Origin of the sequence: Clostridium sp. USBA 49, from assembly GCF_900167505.1 — a bacterium.
Lineage (GTDB): Bacteria > Bacillota > Clostridia > Clostridiales > Clostridiaceae > Clostridium_AT > Clostridium_AT prolinivorans.
Window position 1 is genome coordinate 168323 of the sequence record NZ_FUYD01000001.1, and the last position, 19066, is coordinate 187388.

Annotated in this window: 16 protein-coding genes and 1 tRNA gene; 9 read left to right on the forward strand and 8 right to left on the reverse strand. The window is 24.5% G+C overall.

Going from position 1 to position 19066, the window contains the following annotated elements:
- Positions 1–59 precede the first annotated feature (59 nt).
- A complete protein-coding gene (locus B5D11_RS00755) occupies positions 60–1100 on the reverse strand; it encodes an N-acetylmuramoyl-L-alanine amidase family protein (RefSeq protein ID WP_078681132.1) in 1041 nt (346 codons plus the stop codon).
- Between the two features lie 356 nt (positions 1101–1456).
- On the opposite strand from B5D11_RS00755, the gene B5D11_RS00760 reads away from it, so the two are divergent.
- From B5D11_RS00760 to hsp18, 4 genes are all read left to right on the forward strand, one after another.
- A complete protein-coding gene (locus B5D11_RS00760; RefSeq protein ID WP_078681133.1) occupies positions 1457–3118 on the forward strand; it encodes a sensor histidine kinase in 1662 nt (553 codons plus the stop codon).
- Positions 3119–3141: 23 nt separating this feature from the next.
- On the forward strand, positions 3142–3837 hold the full coding sequence (locus tag B5D11_RS00765; RefSeq protein ID WP_078681134.1) for a LytR/AlgR family response regulator transcription factor: 696 nt from the start codon (positions 3142–3144) through the stop codon (positions 3835–3837).
- Between the two features lie 107 nt (positions 3838–3944).
- Entirely contained in the window at positions 3945–5381 is a 1437-nt protein-coding gene (locus tag B5D11_RS00770; RefSeq protein ID WP_078681135.1) for a carbon starvation CstA family protein, read from the forward strand.
- 324 nt (positions 5382–5705) lie between these two features.
- Positions 5706–6146 (forward strand): heat shock protein Hsp18, encoded by a 441-nt coding sequence (gene hsp18, locus B5D11_RS00775; RefSeq protein WP_078681136.1) that lies wholly within the window; start codon positions 5706–5708, stop codon positions 6144–6146.
- Positions 6147–6236: 90 nt separating this feature from the next.
- Here hsp18 and B5D11_RS00780 read toward each other — a convergent pair.
- Positions 6237–6321 (reverse strand) — tRNA-Leu (locus B5D11_RS00780).
- A gap of 166 nt (positions 6322–6487) precedes the next feature.
- Complete coding sequence (locus tag B5D11_RS00785) at positions 6488–7864, reverse strand: VanW family protein (protein WP_078681137.1); 1377 nt, start codon at positions 7862–7864, stop codon at positions 6488–6490.
- 151 nt (positions 7865–8015) lie between these two features.
- Here B5D11_RS00785 and B5D11_RS00790 point away from each other — a divergent pair, with 151 nt between their 5' ends.
- A complete protein-coding gene (locus B5D11_RS00790) occupies positions 8016–9125 on the forward strand; it encodes a M42 family metallopeptidase (RefSeq protein ID WP_078681138.1) in 1110 nt (369 codons plus the stop codon).
- A 51-nt stretch (positions 9126–9176) separates the two neighbouring features.
- Here B5D11_RS00790 and B5D11_RS00795 read toward each other — a convergent pair whose 3' ends face one another.
- Both B5D11_RS00795 and B5D11_RS00800 read right to left on the reverse strand, forming a co-directional pair.
- Complete coding sequence (locus tag B5D11_RS00795) at positions 9177–10268, reverse strand: TolB family protein (RefSeq protein ID WP_078681139.1); 1092 nt, start codon at positions 10266–10268, stop codon at positions 9177–9179.
- Between the two features lie 108 nt (positions 10269–10376).
- The gene (locus B5D11_RS00800) at positions 10377–11189 is read right to left on the reverse strand and encodes a CPBP family intramembrane glutamic endopeptidase (RefSeq protein ID WP_078681140.1); all 813 of its coding nucleotides are present in this window, start codon (positions 11187–11189) and stop codon (positions 10377–10379) included.
- A gap of 287 nt (positions 11190–11476) precedes the next feature.
- On the opposite strand from B5D11_RS00800, the gene gnd reads away from it, so the two are divergent.
- The 3 genes from gnd (at position 11477) to B5D11_RS00815 (ending at position 15791) form a co-directional block, all read left to right on the forward strand.
- Positions 11477–12373: a phosphogluconate dehydrogenase (NAD(+)-dependent, decarboxylating) gene (gene gnd / locus B5D11_RS00805; protein WP_078681141.1), complete on the forward strand. Its 897-nt coding sequence runs from the start codon at positions 11477–11479 to the stop codon at positions 12371–12373.
- 11 nt (positions 12374–12384) lie between these two features.
- On the forward strand, positions 12385–13878 hold the full coding sequence (gene zwf / locus B5D11_RS00810; RefSeq protein ID WP_078681142.1) for a glucose-6-phosphate dehydrogenase: 1494 nt from the start codon (positions 12385–12387) through the stop codon (positions 13876–13878).
- 113 nt (positions 13879–13991) lie between these two features.
- Complete coding sequence (locus B5D11_RS00815) at positions 13992–15791, forward strand: stage V sporulation protein D (RefSeq protein WP_078681143.1); 1800 nt, start codon at positions 13992–13994, stop codon at positions 15789–15791.
- Between the two features lie 275 nt (positions 15792–16066).
- Here B5D11_RS00815 and B5D11_RS00820 read toward each other — a convergent pair whose 3' ends face one another.
- The 3 genes from B5D11_RS00820 to B5D11_RS00830 form a co-directional block, all read right to left on the reverse strand.
- Positions 16067–16246, reverse strand: a complete 180-nt coding sequence (locus B5D11_RS00820; RefSeq protein ID WP_078681144.1) for a MarR family transcriptional regulator — start codon at positions 16244–16246, stop codon at positions 16067–16069.
- A 323-nt stretch (positions 16247–16569) separates the two neighbouring features.
- Positions 16570–16962 (reverse strand): hypothetical protein, encoded by a 393-nt coding sequence (locus tag B5D11_RS00825; protein WP_078681145.1) that lies wholly within the window; start codon positions 16960–16962, stop codon positions 16570–16572.
- Between the two features lie 251 nt (positions 16963–17213).
- Positions 17214–17612: an HNH endonuclease gene (locus B5D11_RS00830; RefSeq protein ID WP_078681146.1), complete on the reverse strand. Its 399-nt coding sequence runs from the start codon at positions 17610–17612 to the stop codon at positions 17214–17216.
- A 586-nt stretch (positions 17613–18198) separates the two neighbouring features.
- On the opposite strand from B5D11_RS00830, the gene B5D11_RS00835 reads away from it, so the two are divergent.
- Positions 18199–19041 (forward strand): YihY/virulence factor BrkB family protein, encoded by an 843-nt coding sequence (locus B5D11_RS00835; RefSeq protein ID WP_078681147.1) that lies wholly within the window; start codon positions 18199–18201, stop codon positions 19039–19041.
- Positions 19042–19066 lie beyond the last annotated feature (25 nt).

Genomic DNA, 19066 nt, shown 5'->3' on the forward strand with positions numbered 1-19066 from the left:
ATTTAGTTAATGCAAAAACACGGGATCCCCCGTGTTTATCTTTAACTAATAAGTGTATTTTATTCTTTTGCTTTATTACTTTCTAAATATTTATCGATTCCATTTGCAATATTTTTTGCGAAATTTTTCAAAACACTCTCATCTGTTAATTTTCTTCTATCTTCTTGATTACTTAAAAATCCACATTCCAAAAGAACACTAGGCATTTTAGTTTCTCTTAAAACTTGAAAATTTTCTTTAATTATTCCTCTATCTTCCCAATTATCATCTTTAATCAATTCTGACTGCATTGTTTCTGCGAGCTTAATTCTTTCTTCCTTTTGATATCCATCAATATCATAATAATACGTAGATACACCTTTATATACACTGTCTTCATTAAAATTAATATGAACAGATATAAATAAATCTGCCAAAGCAGCATTTGCTATTTTCCCTATTTCACTTAATTCCAATAATCTATCATCTTCTCTAGTCTTAACTACCTTATATCCTCTATATCTTAATTCATCGGCTGCATAATCAGTAATTTTTAAAGTTATATCTTTTTCATAAATTGAGCCAACATTTGCTCCTATATCATCTCCACCATGCCCTGCATCTAAAACTATGGTATTTTTATATGGATTTTCTTTTTTCGAAATTAAAACTATAATTTTTTTTGAATTAGATTTATCTAAATATACAAAATTATTTTTATTAAAGTTCTTTTTTACCTTAATTTTTAAATTGTCATCATATTTTTCATAAAAAATATCTTTAACTTCTTTATCGCTACCTCTTAAATTTAATTTTAAAATGTCATCTTTTTTTAAATTTATCTCAATAAAATCTCTTAAATCTTCAAAATCAACTGTATCGTTATAATTTTTAGTATTAATAGTAATCTTTTTAAAATAATTATTTTCTTCTAAAGTTATACTCCCATTTTTATCAGAAGTTAAGACTATATTATTAGATAATGTGGATAATGTATTAGCAGGCTTGTCCTTTATTCCAATTACATGTTTACTTATTGAAAGGAATATATTTATTATAATTAATATAAATACACAACACCAAAATGTAAATAATTTTTTATTTGCAACTCTGACTTTCATATTTCACCTCTATAATAGCTTTATAATTATAATAACATTATTATAGATAACCAAATTTTAATATATCTCTTTACTAAAATAATAGTGATTTATGCTAAAATAAAAAATATTTAGTGCTTATATTATTATTTTAGTAAATTCTAATTCATTTTGGATATCTATAAATTAATATTTAATAATAAACTTATTTATATAATATTATATTATTTTTAAAAAATCAATTTTTAGGTTGTAATTTTTTCATATGATAAAATATATTTACTGATTATATATATTTTACTATACTATATTTAAGTTCAATTTAAGTTTTATTTTTCATATTTATAAAAAAATTTAATTTAGGAGTATAAGATAATATGATATATTTACTTAAAAATCTTATAACTAATTTAAGTTATATAATTTTTATAGTTTTTATTATTTCAAATGTATCAATATTTAAAAATATAATACAAAAAGAACAACTAAAAAAATTAGATCTTTTTATACTATCTATAACTTTTTCTATATTTGGAATAATAAGTACTTATATGGGTACAGATGTTAATGGTGCAATAGCTAACACAAGAATTATAGGAATCATTGCCGGCGGAATACTTTATGGTCCCTTTGTCGGAATAATATCTGGTATAGTTACCGGTATTCATAGATTTATTTATGATATAGGTGGTATAACTTCAATTCCTTGTGCAATAACTACAATTCTTTCAGGTTTTTTCGCTGCTTATATATACAAAAAATGTAATAAATTTAATAAATGGTTATATGGTTTTATATGTGGTTTTATTACAGAAAGTATAGAAATGTTTCTTATACTTATAATGTCAAAACCTTATTCTAATGCTCTTTCCATAGTTAAAAGTATATATTTGCCAATGAGTTTTACGAATGCATTGGGAATATCATTTTTAATTATTTTAATAGAAAAAACATTAAATGAAAAAGAACAAATAGCTGCAAAACAAGCACAATTAGCACTTGAAATAGCAAATAAAACTCTACCCTATTTTAGAGATATTAATAAAAATTCTTTAAGCAATATATGCTCTATAATAAAAGATTCTACTGGAGCTGCTGCAGTAGAAATAACTGATAAAAATACAATACTTGCTCATGTAGGTCTTGGCTATGATCATCATAAAATTGGAAATTCAATACAAACTGCTTCTACAAATCAAGTTATTAAAAATGGTTCTATGAAAATTTTAAATTCTGCTAATGAAATACAATGTTTTTACAAAAATTGTCCTTTAAAATCTGCAATTATTCTTCCAATTAAAGATGGCGATGAAGTTAAGGGAACTTTAAAATTATATTATTCTAAAGAAAATGGTATATCTTATACAAATGAAAAATTAGCTATAGGTTTATCTCAAATAATTTCAACTCAACTTGAAATTAGTAAAATAGGCAAACTTAAAGAAATGGCTGCTAAAGCTGAAATCAAAGCACTTCAAGCTCAAATTAATCCTCATTTTTTATTTAATGCTTTAAACACTATAGCCTCCTTTATAAGATTTAACCCAAATAAAGCTAGAGAACTAATAATTAATTTATCTTTTTATTTAAGATACAATATGGAAAAAATAAATACATTTGTGGAGTTAGAAAAAGAAATTGAACAGGTAAAAGCTTATGTAGAGATTGAAAAGGCACGATTTGGTAATAAAATTAATATAATTTATGATATTGATAAAAGTATAAAAATAAAAATTCCTTCTCTTATAATACAGCCTTTAGTAGAAAATTCAATAAAACATGGAATTTTAGAAGGCTCTGGCTATGGTACTGTAAAAATTGCAGTAAAAAAACATAATTTAAAAGATGTTATAATAATAGTAGAAGATGATGGTATAGGTATTCCTAATCATATAATTAACAGTGTATATAGTAATAATATAAAAGAAAATAAAATTGGACTAGCCAATGTAAATAATAGACTTAAGCTAATATATAATAGCGGCCTTATAATAGAACGTCTTAACACAGGAACGAAAATAAGTTTTATTATTCATTAAATAAAAAGGAGAGTTAAATATTTATGAATTGTATAATAGTTGATGATGAATTACCTGCTATACAAGAGTTAAATTATTTTATAACTAATTTTAGTTCAATTAAAATAGTAAAAACTTTTGATGACAGCATAAAAGCTTTAGAATTTATACAAAAAAATTTTATAGATGTAATTTTTCTTGATATAAGTATGCCAAAACTTGATGGATTATCTTTAAGTAAAATTATAAACACACAAAATATTAAACCTATATTAGTATTTATTAGCGCTTATAAAGATTATGCCTTGGATGCTTTTGAAGTATCTGCTTTTGACTATATTTTAAAACCATATTCTGAAACTAGAATAATTCACACTTTAAATAAACTTGAAAAATCTTTAAACTCTAAATGTAATAAAATAACTTTATGGAAAAATGGGAAACTCATTGTTATTAATATAAAAGATATATATTACTGTAAAGCTAATGAGCATGAAGTACTTATTTATACTAAAGATAATGAATATAAAACTAATTCAAGTATAAATGAATTTTATAAAAAACTTCCCCAAAATATTTTTTTTAAATGTCATCGTTCATATATTGTAAACTTAGAAAAAATAGTAGAAATAATACCTTGGTTTAATAATACCTACATATTAAAGCTTAAAGGAATAGATGCTGAAATACCTGTTAGCCGTAATAATATGTCTTCATTTAAGCAATTAATGAGCATATAAATGTATTTTATGTGCTCTTTTTTGTATTTGGTGCAATAAGTTATGTAAACATATACATATCTTGTATAATTAATATATAAATTATAATTTTACAGGAGGTATTATAAATGATATCTTTTTTCTTATCTATTATTGCTTTACTTTTAGGATATTTTTTATACAGTAAGGTAGTAGAAAAAGCTTTTGGTGCAGATGATGGCATTCAAACTCCAGCAGTTAGAATTAATGATGGTGTAGATTATGTGGTTATGCCTGCTTGGAAAATATTTATGATACAATTTTTAAATATTGCAGGTACTGGACCTATATTTGGTGCTATTGCTGGTGCATTATGGGGGCCTTCTGCATTTTTATGGATTGTTTTAGGCTCTATATTTGCAGGTGGTGTACATGATTATTTATCAGGAATGCTTTCAGTTAGAAATGATGGTGCAAGTATACCAGAGGTGGTTGGTAAATATCTAGGAACAGGATTTAGAAATTTTATGAGAATTTTTTCAGTTATAGTTTTAATACTTGTAGGTGTTGTTTTTGTAACAACTCCAGCAAATCTTTTAGCTTCACTAACTCCTAAAGCCCTTGATACAACTTTTTGGATTTATGTAATATTCATTTACTATATTTTAGCAACCATGCTCCCAATAGATAAACTTATAGGAAAAATTTATCCTATATTTGGTATTTGTCTTTTAATAATGGCATTAGGAGTTTCTTCTGGTATAATATTTAAAGGATATAAAATTCCTGAAATTACCTTATCTAATCTTCATCCAAATGGTCTTCCTATATGGCCATTAATGTTTATAACTATAGCTTGCGGAGCTATTTCTGGATTTCATTCAACTCAATCACCAATTATGGCTAGATGTATATCTTCAGAAAAACAAGGAAGAAAGATATTTTATGGAGCAATGATAGCAGAAGGTGTTATTGCTTTAATATGGGCAGCAGCTGCAATAGCTTTCTTTGGAAGTACTGGAGAATTATCAGCTCAAATGAATGCTCACGGCGGACAAGGATGGGTTGTAAGTACTATATCAAAAACTCTTCTTGGTAAATTTGGTGGTATTCTTGCTATTCTTGGAGTTGTAGCTTGTCCTATAACTTCAGGAGATACAGCTTTTAGAAGTGCAAGGCTTACAATTGCCGATTCATTAAATTTCAAACAAAATTCATTGAAAAATAGATTTGCAATTACTATACCATTATTTGTAGTTGGATTTATATTAAGTAAAATTAATTTTGATATACTTTGGAGATATTTTGCATGGTCAAATCAAACATTAGCTATGATAGTACTTTGGGCTTCATCTATGTATTTAGCTCTAAGAAAACAATTCCATTGGATAGCTACAATACCAGCTACGTTTATGACTGCGGTTTCTATAACTTATATATTAGTTGCTCCAGAAGGATTTAAACTTGCAACTTCAATAGCATATCCTATTGGCATTATAGTTGCTATTGCTGCTCTTTCTATATTCTTAATAGCAGTAAATAAAAAAATGCAAAATTCTAATATAAATAATCAATTTAAAGCATAAATATTTATAAGTAATTTTCATATCCTGCAGATATTTTAAATCTCTGCAGGATTTTTATATATTTATATTTTACTAAAAAGTTATATTAATTCTTAAAATTTATACCCATAATTTTTTATTTTTTATAAAATGAAACTAAATTTGGCTAAAATATCTAGTTTATTTCAAAATTTTTAGGTTAAAATAAATTATGTAATTAAAACATTGTATATTTTTTAATATCATAATAAATCTTTTGTTTTTTAACTTTGACTTTCTTTGACTTTTGTTTTATTATAAAACTGTAAACAAAAGATATATTAAAAAATTAGGAGGGATTTGAGAATGTTTGAGATGATACCATTTAGAAAAAATAACTTAAGTAAAAAAGATGATTTCTTCCCACAATTTTTTAAGAGCTTTTTTGATGATGATTTCTTTACTGCATTAGATACTATGCACGGAAACTTTAGAGTTGACTTAAAAGAAAATGAAGAAAACTATATAATAGAAGCAGATTTACCTGGAGTTAAAAAAGAATCCATAGATATAGATTTTGAAAACAATTATTTAGTTATAAGTGCTAAAAGAGAAGATGCTTTAGAAGAAAAGAAAGAAAATTTTGTTAGACGTGAAAGATATTATGGAGAATTTAAGAGAAGCTTTTATATAGATAATGTAGACGAAGATAAAATAAGTGCTACATTTAAAGATGGTGTTTTAAAAATTGTTCTTCCAAAATTAAATAAAGGCAATGATAAAAAGAAAAAGATAAATATAGATTAAATTAATAATAAAAATATCCTTTGGCTTAGCCAAAGGATATTTTTTTATTTAACTTATATTTATTTAACTTATATTTATTTAACTTATATTTGGTGCGGATAACAGGACTCGAACCTGCATGGAATTACCCGCTGGAACCTGAAACCAGTGCGTCTGCCAATTCCGCCATATCCGCTAAAAATTTATTCCTTACCTTTTTATATAATAACATAAATTTTATTTAAAGAAAATATTTTTTATTTATAAAAATTAAATGATTCATTGTAAAATTAAATGCTTATTTTTTAAGATAGCAATATTTAATGCAACAACCTATAAAAATCTTATTTTTATTTTTATGTTTATGCTGCAACAGGTTTCTTTTTTGTTCCTCTTTTTATTACTCCATCGATTTTTTTATAAGTTTCTGTATATAATTTTTCTTTTTTTATAAGTTTTCCATTTTCATAAGTATTTCTGTATACATTAACTTTATATCCAGTAATTGGTTTTGTAATTACTTCTTTATATCCTTCATACATATTAGGATCGTCTATATACTTAATATTTGGTTCAATGGTATCTTGAATTTCACTTACTAGATCGTAAGTTTTATTAGACAAAGTAATATCCGAATATATATTAAAAGTTACATTTTTATTTTTTACATATCCTTCTATATATATAGGATATTCCAATGTATTTTTAAATTTATAATCTATACTTCCATAACTTACAGTTGCATCTAATCCTGGTGCTACATAATTTGATGGAAGAGAATGATGCCTTCTTTCAATATAATTTATATTAGCCCTCATTATAGCATTATATAATGTAGTAGAAACTTGACATATTCCCCCTCCTATACCTGAATCTAGTTGATTATTTATAATAACTCCAGCCTCTTTATAACCTTTAGCTATAGTTCTTTCACCAACTACATCATTAAAACTAAAGCTTTCACCAGGAAGTAGTAATTTTCCATTTATAGCTTTTGTAGCTAAAGTTATATTATTGACTCTGTTATCATTAGATTTAGCAAAATTTGTAGTAAAAGATGATATTTTAGTATTTACCTTTGAAAGCACATCTTTAGTAATAGCTGCTTGTACTTTTTCTACAGGAGCTTCTATTTCAATATTTTCTAATATTCTACTTTTAGCTAAATTATTAATAGAATTAATTATGTCTTTTTCTAATTTCTCAGTATTTAATTTTTCTCCTTCTATTTCTGGAGTTATAGAAAATTTACCACTACTTATCATTTTTAAAGAAGCATTAACAGGTGATTTATTTATATCTTTAGCAATATCTGACACAAACTCTTTTATATACTTTGGGTCATAAGTAAATTCTAATTTTAATTTTTTATCAATAGGATTTTTTATTAATTTATATTTTTTAAAAATATTGTAATTTTTACCATATTCAAAAGCTTCATTTACTGTTTCTTCAATATTATACTTAGCATTTAATTTTGAATAATTAATATTATAATTTTTATTTTCTTTTTTAATATTTATCTTTTTATTTAAAATTTCATCACTATATTTTTGATGTATTATATCCAATGCTTCTTTCTTAGTTTTACCAGATAAATTTAAATTTTCAATAAATACATTTGGGAATATTAAATTTTCATATGGTTTTATAATATTATTTATATGTATATAAACCGCAGTAATTCCAGTAATTACAAAAGCGGAAATTAAACCTGTAATTATGTACTTTTTTTTCATATATACCCCTTCTTTCTTATTTAAATATTATACTATAAAACATATTGATTTCATATATTTAAATACATTTAATCACTCTTTTTTTAAATTAGTTTATATTTTTTAGAATTTATGCTAACATTAATCTTAAAATAACTTAAGAGGTGGTATAATGAAATATGATTTTAATAGTATTAAATATTTTCTTGAAAATTTATTAAATATCCCAAGTCCTACAGGAAATACAAATGCAATAATAAATTTCATAAAAAAAGAATTAAATTCTATGAATGTTTCTTACAGTTTAACTAATAAGGGAGCTTTAATAGTTACACTAAAAGGTAAAAACAATGATTATCAAAGAACTTTTTCTGCTCATGTAGATACTTTAGGTGCAATGGTAAAATCAATTAAAAGTAACGGTGCTTTAGCTCTAGTCCCTTTAGGTGGTTTTACAATGTCATCTATTGATGGAGAAAACTGTTTAATAGAAACTATAGATGGAAAAACTTATACTGGTACTATACATAATATAAAGCCATCTGTGCATATAAGCGGTCAGGAAGCTTATGATATAAAAAAAGTCCCTGAAAACATGGAAATTATTTTAGATGAAAAAGTATCATCTAAATCAGACACTGAAGATTTAGGAATAAATGTAGGTGATTTTATAAGTTTTGACACAAGAACTATTATAACGCTTAAACCAAAAGCAGACTATACCGACACTATTTGTGATTTTATAAGTTTTGACACAAGAACTATTATAACTGAAAAACAATTTATAAAAAGCAGACATTTAGATGATAAAGCCAGTGTTGCAATACTTTTATATGTTATAAAATATTTGTCTGAAAATAATATTCTTCTTCCATATACAACAAATTTCTTTATAAGTAATTATGAAGAAGTTGGGCATGGTGCCGCTGCTTCAATTCCTGAAAATACAAAAGAATTTATATCAGTAGATATGGGAGCTCCTGGACTTGACCAAAATTCTTCAGAATATGCTGTATGTATATGTGCTAAAGATTCTTCCGGTCCTTATGATTTTGAATTAAGGAAAAAATTAATACAAACTTGTATAAAAAATAATATAAATTATAAAATAGATATTTATCCTTTTTATGGTTCTGATGCTTCTGCTGCATTAAAAGCTGGATATGATATTAAAGCAGCACTTATAGGACCTGGAGTATTTTCTTCACATTCTTATGAAAGAACTCATATGGATGCTATTATAAACACCTTGGATTTAGTCATTAAATACTCAATGGAATAGTAAACTTACCCCATCTGCAAAAGGATGGGGCTTTTTTATAAATATTTTTGTTTAACGTGCTAATAAATCAGGAACCTGTACTTTTATAAGCTCAAAATAACCTTTACTTGAATTATATATAGAAATATAAAGTGATTTATTATCTTTTGACCAAAGAGTATCAAAATAAGCAATTTTAGATACAATTAAAAAATGCTGCTCCGTTTTTAAGTTGTTTGTTTGTTTAGCCCATTCTTCTATTTCTTTATCCTTATTTTCAAATTCTTCTTTAGTAAGTTTAAATTTATTTTTTGTATTATTAGTCTCAACAATAAACACATTTGAGTATTCTTTATCTACGAATAAATTTTTCTTTTCTTTTATATTTGCATATGGCACTGTTTCTTTTTCATATTTTGTATAGCTTATATATTTACCATCATTTGAAAAAGAAGCATATTTCCCACTATCAATTAATTTTTTATCTTTAGTTTGTAAATTCATTAAATATAAATTTTCTCCCATTTCATATACTAAAGTTTTCCCATCTTTAAAAAGTACTGGATTATATCCTTCTGTAATTTTCATATCATTTTTTCCATCTTTAGATATCATATTAATGGAGGGATTTTCTTCTATAAATCCCCTTTCATCTTCTTTTGAAATAAGTTTAGTTTTAAAGTAAATTAAATCCCCATTAGGCATAAAATTAGGCTTTGCAAAAGAAATATTAGGCTCCTTAGAACTAATTATTTTTTTTATGCTGTTCTCAGTAATATTTATTAAGTATATACCATCATTCCTTGCAAATGCTATAATATTATTATCTTTTTCATAATATACAGGATTATAACAATTTCCTAAATTAGTAAGCTGCTTGACATTATTTTTTATTAAATCTATTTCATATATGTCATCTCCAGAACTATATAAAATTTTATTTCCATCTTTATTTAAACAAGGTGTAAAATATGTTCCTTCTAATGTCATTAAAGATGATTCTAAATTAGAATCTTTTGAAGCTACACTAGCTTTAGTTTTTTCTGTATTTTTTGCGTATTCATTTGCACTACTATTTTTATGTATTTTATTAATACTTATAAAAAGGGAAATACCCATAATTATTATTACTGATAAACTATATTTTAAAAATTTTTTATTCAAATTACCACCAGACTTTCCTTATCATTCTATTATTATCTTTCCAAGGAAATCTAATTTTATCCATAAAAAAACTAAAACCTATAAATTTTATAAGTTTTAGTTTTTTTATTAATTATACTGATTTACATGAGTTAATCTATATAGGTGCTTAAGCCCTATAAAAAATACTAAAATTCCAATTAACATATAAACTAAAATATTTACATTAATAAGAAGCTTACTCATAATTAAACTAGAGCTATTAAAAATCATGTGTATTAAAATTGATGCCCATAAAGAATCAGTCCAAACATAAGCAATACCTAAAAATATTCCTAAAATTGAAGCATATATAAATTGAAGCATATTAAAATGATATATACCAAATATAAGAGCTTGAAGTATAATTGCTAAGTTTAAATTCATATTTCTTCTAAGTTCATTGAAAACTAAGCCTCTCATTAAAATTTCTTCAAAAATTGGTACAAAAATACCAACGGTTAAAAATGTTAAAATGAAATTATTCCCTCCCATTATAGAATTTATAACCTGGTTATGAGAAGGAAACCATTTATCAACAGGAACAAAATTTAAAATTCCATCAATAATCATATTAACTCCAAATCCTAATAAAGCTATAGCGGCTATCTTTTTTATGCTTATAATCTTAAATTTGCATTCTTTAAAAATATTTTTCTTTTCTAAAGAAAATATAAGAATATAAACAATTAAACTCAATATTATAGAAATAAGTATAATTTTACTTGTATTTTGAGAAATTAAATTTTCAATATCACTAGATTGCAATTGAAAACTTTTCGTATATAAAACCTGCTTAAATATTAAAACTATTAAAATAATATATCCCGCAATAAATTGCATTATCATATATGTTCCTAAATATGAAAGTATAAGTCCCATCATTTTTAATATTCTTTTCACAATACTTCACCCCGCCAAATTTAAAAATGTACTTATTTTTGTAAATTAACTTTATTATATCAAAACTATATAATAAATCATATTATTTATTTTTATTATTTATTTTTATTATTTATGTTTTATTTTTAATATATTAATAATAAAATTATATTAATAATTTTTATTAATTAACTATATACATGAAATAATAATTATTATATAATATTATATATTATAATTATAGGTATTTATAATATTAATATTGGAAACTATAATATAAATATTCTCAAGGAGGATTTTATTAAATTATGAGATTTGGATTAATTGGTCTTGGAAAAATGGGTTTTAATCTTGCATTAAATGCAAGAGATCATGGTCACGAGGTTGTCGTATATAATAGGAGTTCTCAAAAAATTGATGAAGCTTCTAAAGAAAATTTAATACCTGCTTATACTATAGAAGAATTAATAAATAATATTAATGGAAGAAGAATAATTTGGCTTATGGTTCCTGCTGGAGAAGTTGTTGATGAAATAATTGAAAAACTTTTACCTCTACTTAATGAAAAAGATATAATAATCGATGGAGGCAATTCATTTTATAAAGATACTTTAAGACGATATACGTATCTAAAATCCAAAAATATAGATTTTGTAGATGTTGGAACAAGCGGAGGAATAAGCGGAGCAAGAAATGGAGCCTGCACTATGATTGGTGCTGAAGATGAAGTATTTGAATATATAGAGCCTTTAATAAAAGATATAAGTGTAGATAATGGGTATTTGCATACAGGCAAAAATGGTTCAGGACATTTTGTAAAAATGGTTCACAATGGTATAGAATATGGAATGATGCAAGCTATAGGTGAAGGTTTTGAAATTCTTCAAAAAAGCCAATTTGATTTAAACTATAAAGAAGTTGCAAGAGTTTGGAATAATGGTTCTGTAATTAGAAGCTGGCTTATGGAACTTGCCGAAAATGCTTTTAAAAAAGATGACAATTTAGACAATATTAAAGGCATAATATACTCTTCAGGCGAAGGGCTTTGGACTGTTCAAGAAGCTTTAAGTCTTAAAGTTCCAGCACCAGTAATTACTTCTTCTTTACTTTATAGATATCGTTCTGAAATGGAAGATACTTTTTCTGGTAAAGTAGTAGCCGCTTTAAGAAATGAATTTGGAGGCCATGCTGTAGCCAAAAAATAATTTTGCGAATTTTGAAAGAAGGTGATATTTTGGACACATCATGTATACTGGTTATTTTTGGAGGCACTGGAGATTTAACACATAGAAAACTTCTCCCTGCTATATATAATCTTAAACGCAGCCAAAATCTTCCAGATAATTTTGCTATTGTATCTATAGGAAGAAAAAATTTAAGTAGCGAAGAATATAGAGAGCAAATATATCTTTCATTAAAAAAATATTCTAAATATATAATTGAAGATATCCACTGGGACGATATTTCTAAAAGACTTTTTTATAAAAATTTTAATTTTAATGATATAAAAGGTTATTCTGAACTTAAGACTTTCTTAGAAGAACTGGATAAAAAATATAAAACCTCTGGAAATAGAATATTTTATTTAGCTGTTGCTCCAGAGTACTTTGATTTAATAACAGATAATCTTCACAAAGAGGGTTTAGTAAAAAACACTTCATCTTTTCAAAGACTTATCATAGAAAAACCTTTTGGACGGGATTTATCTTCAGCACGTAAATTAAATCGTAAAATTACAGAAGTTTTTAGTGAAGAAAATATTTATAGAATTGATCACTATTTAGGTAAAGAAATGATACAAAGTCTTATGGTATTAAGATTTGCAAATTCTATATTTGAACCCCTTTGGAATAATAAATATATAGATAACATACAAATATCTTCAAGTGAAACAGTAGGTGTAGAAAATAGAGGTGGATACTACGATGAAGCCGGAGCTTTAAAAGATATGGTTCAAAATCATATGTTACAGCTTTTAACATTATGTGCTATGGAACCACCAATAAATTTAACTTCTTCTTCAATCAAAGATGAAAAAGTTAAAATACTTCGTTCATTAGAAAAAATTACACCCGAAAAAATAAGTAAAGATATTATACGTGGACAATATATAAGAGGAATTGTAGATAATAAAGAGGTTTTATCATATAGAGAAGAAGATAAGGTTTCCCCTGTTTCAAACACAGAAACTTTTGTAGCTTTAAAACTTCATGTAGAAAATTTTAGATGGGCAGGAGTACCTTTTTATATAAGAACAGGGAAAAGAATGAAAAATAAATCTACTGAAATTGTTATTCAATTTAAATCTATGCCCAAAGTTTTATATGGCAAAAGTTCAGATGAAATATTACCTAATTTATTAGTTATAAGAGTTCAACCTATGGAAGGTATATTTTTTCAATTCAACACAAAAAAACCAGGAACTGAAAATATTATTATACCAGTACAAATGGATTTTTGTCAGAATTGTCAATTTGGAATAAATACCCCTGAAGCATATGAAAGACTTTTATATGATGCAATGAATGGTGATAGTACATTATTTACCAGCTGGGATGAAGTGGAATATTCCTGGAAATTTGTTGATATTATTTCTGATTATTGGAAAAATAATAATGAAACTCTTTATTATTATGAAAGTGGTAGTTTAGGTCCTCAAAAAGCAGAAGAACTTCTTTTAAAAGAAAATCATCATTGGTGGAATATATAAATTTTAATTTTATATTTATATAAATAATAATAAAAAAGCACTTATATATATTTTAAAAGTGCTTTTTTTGTTATAATATTTCTGATGCAAATTTTACGAAAGAAGGGAATACTTTGGCTGCAAAAAAATTTTCTATTAAAATTAGTCGAAAAAAAAGGCTGAAATTTACTTATTTTTTCTTAGTATTTATATTTTTATTGTTATTTATAAGATTATTTTACTTAATGGTTTTTACACCTGAAAAAATAATGCAAGTTGCAGCTAATCAATGGACAAGCGATATAGTTTTAGAAGCTAAAAGAGGAAATATATTAGATAGAAATGGTCATGAACTTGCAATAAGTGCTGATGTGTATAGAGTAGATTTAGATTTATTAGCTTTAAAACAAACTTTAAAAAAACCAGAAATGTCAGAAGAAGAAGTTCAAAAGGCATATGATGATTTAGCAGAAAAATTAGCTTCTATATTAAATATAAGTAAAGAAGAAGTACTTAAAGCTTTTAATAAAACATTAGACAATGGTCTTCCTGCAAGCTGGGCACCATTAAAAAGGAAAGTAGAAAAAGCTCAAGCTGATAAAATAAAAGCACTTAAAGTTTTTGGTATTTTAGTATCTTCAGATACTAAAAGATATTATCCTCGAGGGAATTTTCTTTCTCATGTTATAGGTATTATAAATGAAAATGGACAGGGTACTGGTGTAGAACAAACTTATAATAAAGAATTATCCGGAGAACCTGGAAGAATTATTTATGAAAGGGATAGTAAAAGCAACCAGCTTTTTTTTGAAAACTCCCGTTATACAAAGCCTGTTGACGGCAAAAGTGTTATGCTTACTATAGATGAAGTTATACAAGATTATGCTGAAAAAGCAGCTTCTAAAGCTATGACACAAAACAAAGCTCTTGGTGTATCAATCATGGTTATGAATCCTAAAAATGGTGAAATATTAGCTATGGTAAATAAACCCGATTTTAATTTAAATAATCCTTATGCCAATGGAAAAACTTCAGAAGAACTACAAAATATATGGAGAAATAATTCCGTTGAATATTCATTTGAACCAGGTTCTATTTTTAAAGCTGTAACAGCTGCAGCTGCATTAGAATATGGTACGAGTAAAGAAAATGATGAATTTATATGTAATGGAAGTACAAATGTTGCTGGTCACGAATTATTTTGTGCCAAAAAAACAGGACATGGAAAACAAAATTTTATAGATATTATAAAAAATTCTTGTAATGTTGGATTCATTGAAGTAGGGAAAAAATTAGGTAAAGAAAATTTATATAATTTCACTCGCAAATTAGGTTTTGGCGAAAAAACAGGAATTGATTTACCTGGAGAATCTTCTGGAATAGTAAAAACTCCAAATGATATAAATGATGTTGAATTAGCAACAATCTCTTATGGTCAGGGAATAGCTGTAACTCAAGTTCAATATATGGCTGCTTTTAACGCAATAGCAAATGGCGGCACTTTAATTACTCCTCATGTAATGAAAAACATAGTAAGTTATGATGAAAATGATAATATTGTATTAGAAAAAGGATTTAATAATTTTAATAAACGTGAAGTATTAGATAGTAAGATAGCAACAAATTTAAGAAGATATTTAGAAAAAGTTGTTTCTGAAGGAGGAGGCTCCAATGCTTTTGTAGAAGATTTAAATATTGCAGGTAAAACTGGTACGGCCCAAAAGGTTCAAAATGGAAAATATAAAAATAAAGCATATATATCTTCTTTTGTAGGTATGGCACCTTTTGAAGATCCAAAAATTACTTTAATTGTAACAGTAGATGAACCAAATCCTTCTAATTATTATGCTGCTCAAGTAGCGGCACCTGTAGCTAAAGAACTTTTTACAAATATTTTTAATTATATAACAATAAACCCTAAAGTTTTAGATTAAAATAATACTTACCTAATTTTATTTGTAATTAATAATAAAATATATATCTGTTTATAAATAATATGCAAGCAAAAAATAGCCGCAAATCAAGTGTTTTATTTAAACTTTATCAATGTTTAAATAAATAAAATCACTATAATTTGCGGCTATTTTTTGCAAAAGAACTTTTAAACTTTATTCAATGCTTATTATATATATTTTGTTTTTTATTTAATACAAACTATGCATAACTTATTTTATTATAAATCTTTATCTTAAATATTATATTAAAAAATTTAATTAACTGCACAATAAAAACATCTTTTAGGAGAATTAATTTTTTCTTCTTTTTTTAGCTCTTTAATAGCTTTGTCTACTAAAGCTTTATCTAAACCTGCTGCTTGAGCAATTTCCCCTGCTTTAAGCGGTTTAGATGATTTTTTCAAAGTATCTAATACAATTTCTTTTACGTCCATGTAATTATCCCCTTTCATTTCGTTTTTTTATATTATAACATAGGTAATAATTTTTTTCCAGTAATATAAATTATTATTAATATTTTATTTATACTTTTAATTTTTTATTACTTATAAATTTTAAAAAATAAAGTATTAAAACTTAAACAATAACTTTTTCTCATTAAATTCTATACTTACGTCTGATTTAGATTATATGATGCTTTCTTTACTAATAAAGTTGCCGATTAATTTTTAAAAAAATATAGTCCTTATCATTTTTGTTTTGATAAGGACTATAATATATATAATTTAAATAATAATCAATCTCAAATATTTATAATTTATTGTAATATATCCATTTGATCTTTTCTATTCTCTTGTTTTTCATTTAAATTTTCAAGTGCTTTTGACTCCATATGATCTGCATTATGCTCTATATATCCTTTAGCAAATGTATAGTTTTTCTTTAAATTTTCTAACTGATCCTCTGTAGAATTTTTAGTATTATCTCCATATACTATTGCACTTTTAAGATTTTGAATTTGTTCTTCTCTTGCATTTTGTACTTCATATACATGATGAAGTCTATCTGGATCTCCTATATCTGAATGTTCTTCCAAATGTCTTTCAGTTCTTGTTTTATTTTCAACTAAATTTATAAGATCATCTACCCTTCTTTCGTTTTCACACTGCTTAATTTTTTGGCTTACTTGTTTATCTTTTTTATTATTCATAAGAATAACCTCCCTTGGATTAAAAAGACATATAATAAAAAATTTTTATATATTTAAAAGCTTAAATATTTAATAAAAATTTCTCATTAATATTGTTGCATTTTAAAAATCTTTAATACTCTTTAAAGATTTCCAAAAGAGAAAATTTATTTAAAATATTTAAAAAATTATTCAATTTTTAAATTACATATAAAAATTATAAAAAATAAAGGTGCTGTTGCAAACTAATTTCTATGTTGCAACAGCACCTTTTATACAGACATAACCATAATATCATAAAAATTTTCCAACATATATTCATTATATTTTTTATTTCCCATAAGTCTGTATATTATATCTTGTTTTTTATAACCTTCTTTATAAATTTTTAATTCTTTAAAAAATTTTTTAGCCTTAGTTTTATTAAGATTTAAAATATCAATAAGCTCTTCTTTATTATAAAAATCTTTATATAATATATTGTTAAGCTTATCCTGCATTTCAAGCTTATATTCTATATCTGTTTTATGATTTCTATGGGGTCCTTCTTTGCCTCTATGATGTTCTGGGCACAAATACTTATAATTTAAAAAAAAATCTAGTCCCCCTTCATTTTTATGAACAATGTGGTGAATGTCAGCCTGCCTGCCGCATATTTCACACTTATACAATAACACCCCTCCTAATATATTAAAAAAATAATTTAAGCATATTACTTTTTATTTTTATAAAATCCTATTAAGTAATTACATTATTTAATATAAGTTGTGAATTATCTAATAACATTATATCACATTTATACTGAAATTTTTATATTATTTAAAAAATTCCATCAAAACAATATAGTTTCTATATATTTGAAAAAATATTATAATATATTCAAATATATTGTAAATTAATTTCCATTAAACACTTTATAGTGTTTAAAATTTGTATTATCATTATAAATATCAATATTATAATCATTAATAAAAATGTTTTTGTGTAATAATATTTTTATTAAGTTTTTAAAATATTATTACCAAATTATGTATAATATTATTTCGTTTTTAATAGTATACTTTAATAGTTATACTATTGATATATTAATTATTATATGTCATCATTAATATAAATGACTTTATAAATATTAGTATTTAAAATTTAATTTAGTAATATAATAAAATAATAATTTTTTAATAAAATAAAAATATTCCTTTATATAATTATTATATTATTATTGCTATATTTAATTTATAACATTAAAAGGAGAGCGTAATGAACAATAAATATAAAAAAATAAATATTGTTAAAAGTCTTATATTTAGATATAAAGATGATGAAATAACTGCTATGGGATCTCAACTTGCTTATAGTCTTCTTTTATCATTTTTCCCATTTTTAATACTTTTAATGACTATTATTGGATATACTAATATAAAAAGTGATGATGTTATTTTTTCATTACTACATATACTTCCATTAGAAGTTGTAAATCTTATAAGAGATACTATATTAGATATTGTAGGAAAAAGACGCAGTGGTCTTTTATCTTTTAGTATGATATCTACTATTTGGACTGCTTCTAATGGATTTAAAGCTGTTATAAGAGGGTTAAATAAAGCTTATGATGAAAAAGAAAAAAGGCCTTATTGGAAAGTACAGCTTATTGCACTTTTATGTACTATAGGCTTAGTTTCTATAATATTTTTAGCTTTTTTACTTGTAATTTTTGGAGAAATTGTAGTAAATTATTTAACTAAAAGACTTAATTATACTAAATCTTTGCAAATTATGATTAATATTATGAGATATCTAATATTTTTTTCATTAATGGTTTTTGTTTTTACTGCAGTTTATATGTATACTCCAAGCAAAAGACTTACTTTTAAAGAGACTTTACCTGGATCGATTTTTACCACTATAGGCTGGACTTTAATATCTGTTATTTTTTCATATTATGTAAATAATTTTGCTAATTATTCAAAAATATATGGAAGTATAGGAGCAATTATAGCTCTTATGTCTTGGCTTTTTATAAGCTCCATTATAATACTTATAGGAGGAGAAATAAATGCCACATTGTCTTATAGAAAATTAGAAATTAATTCTGAAAAATAATAAAAATAAGGCCTGCATAAAATTA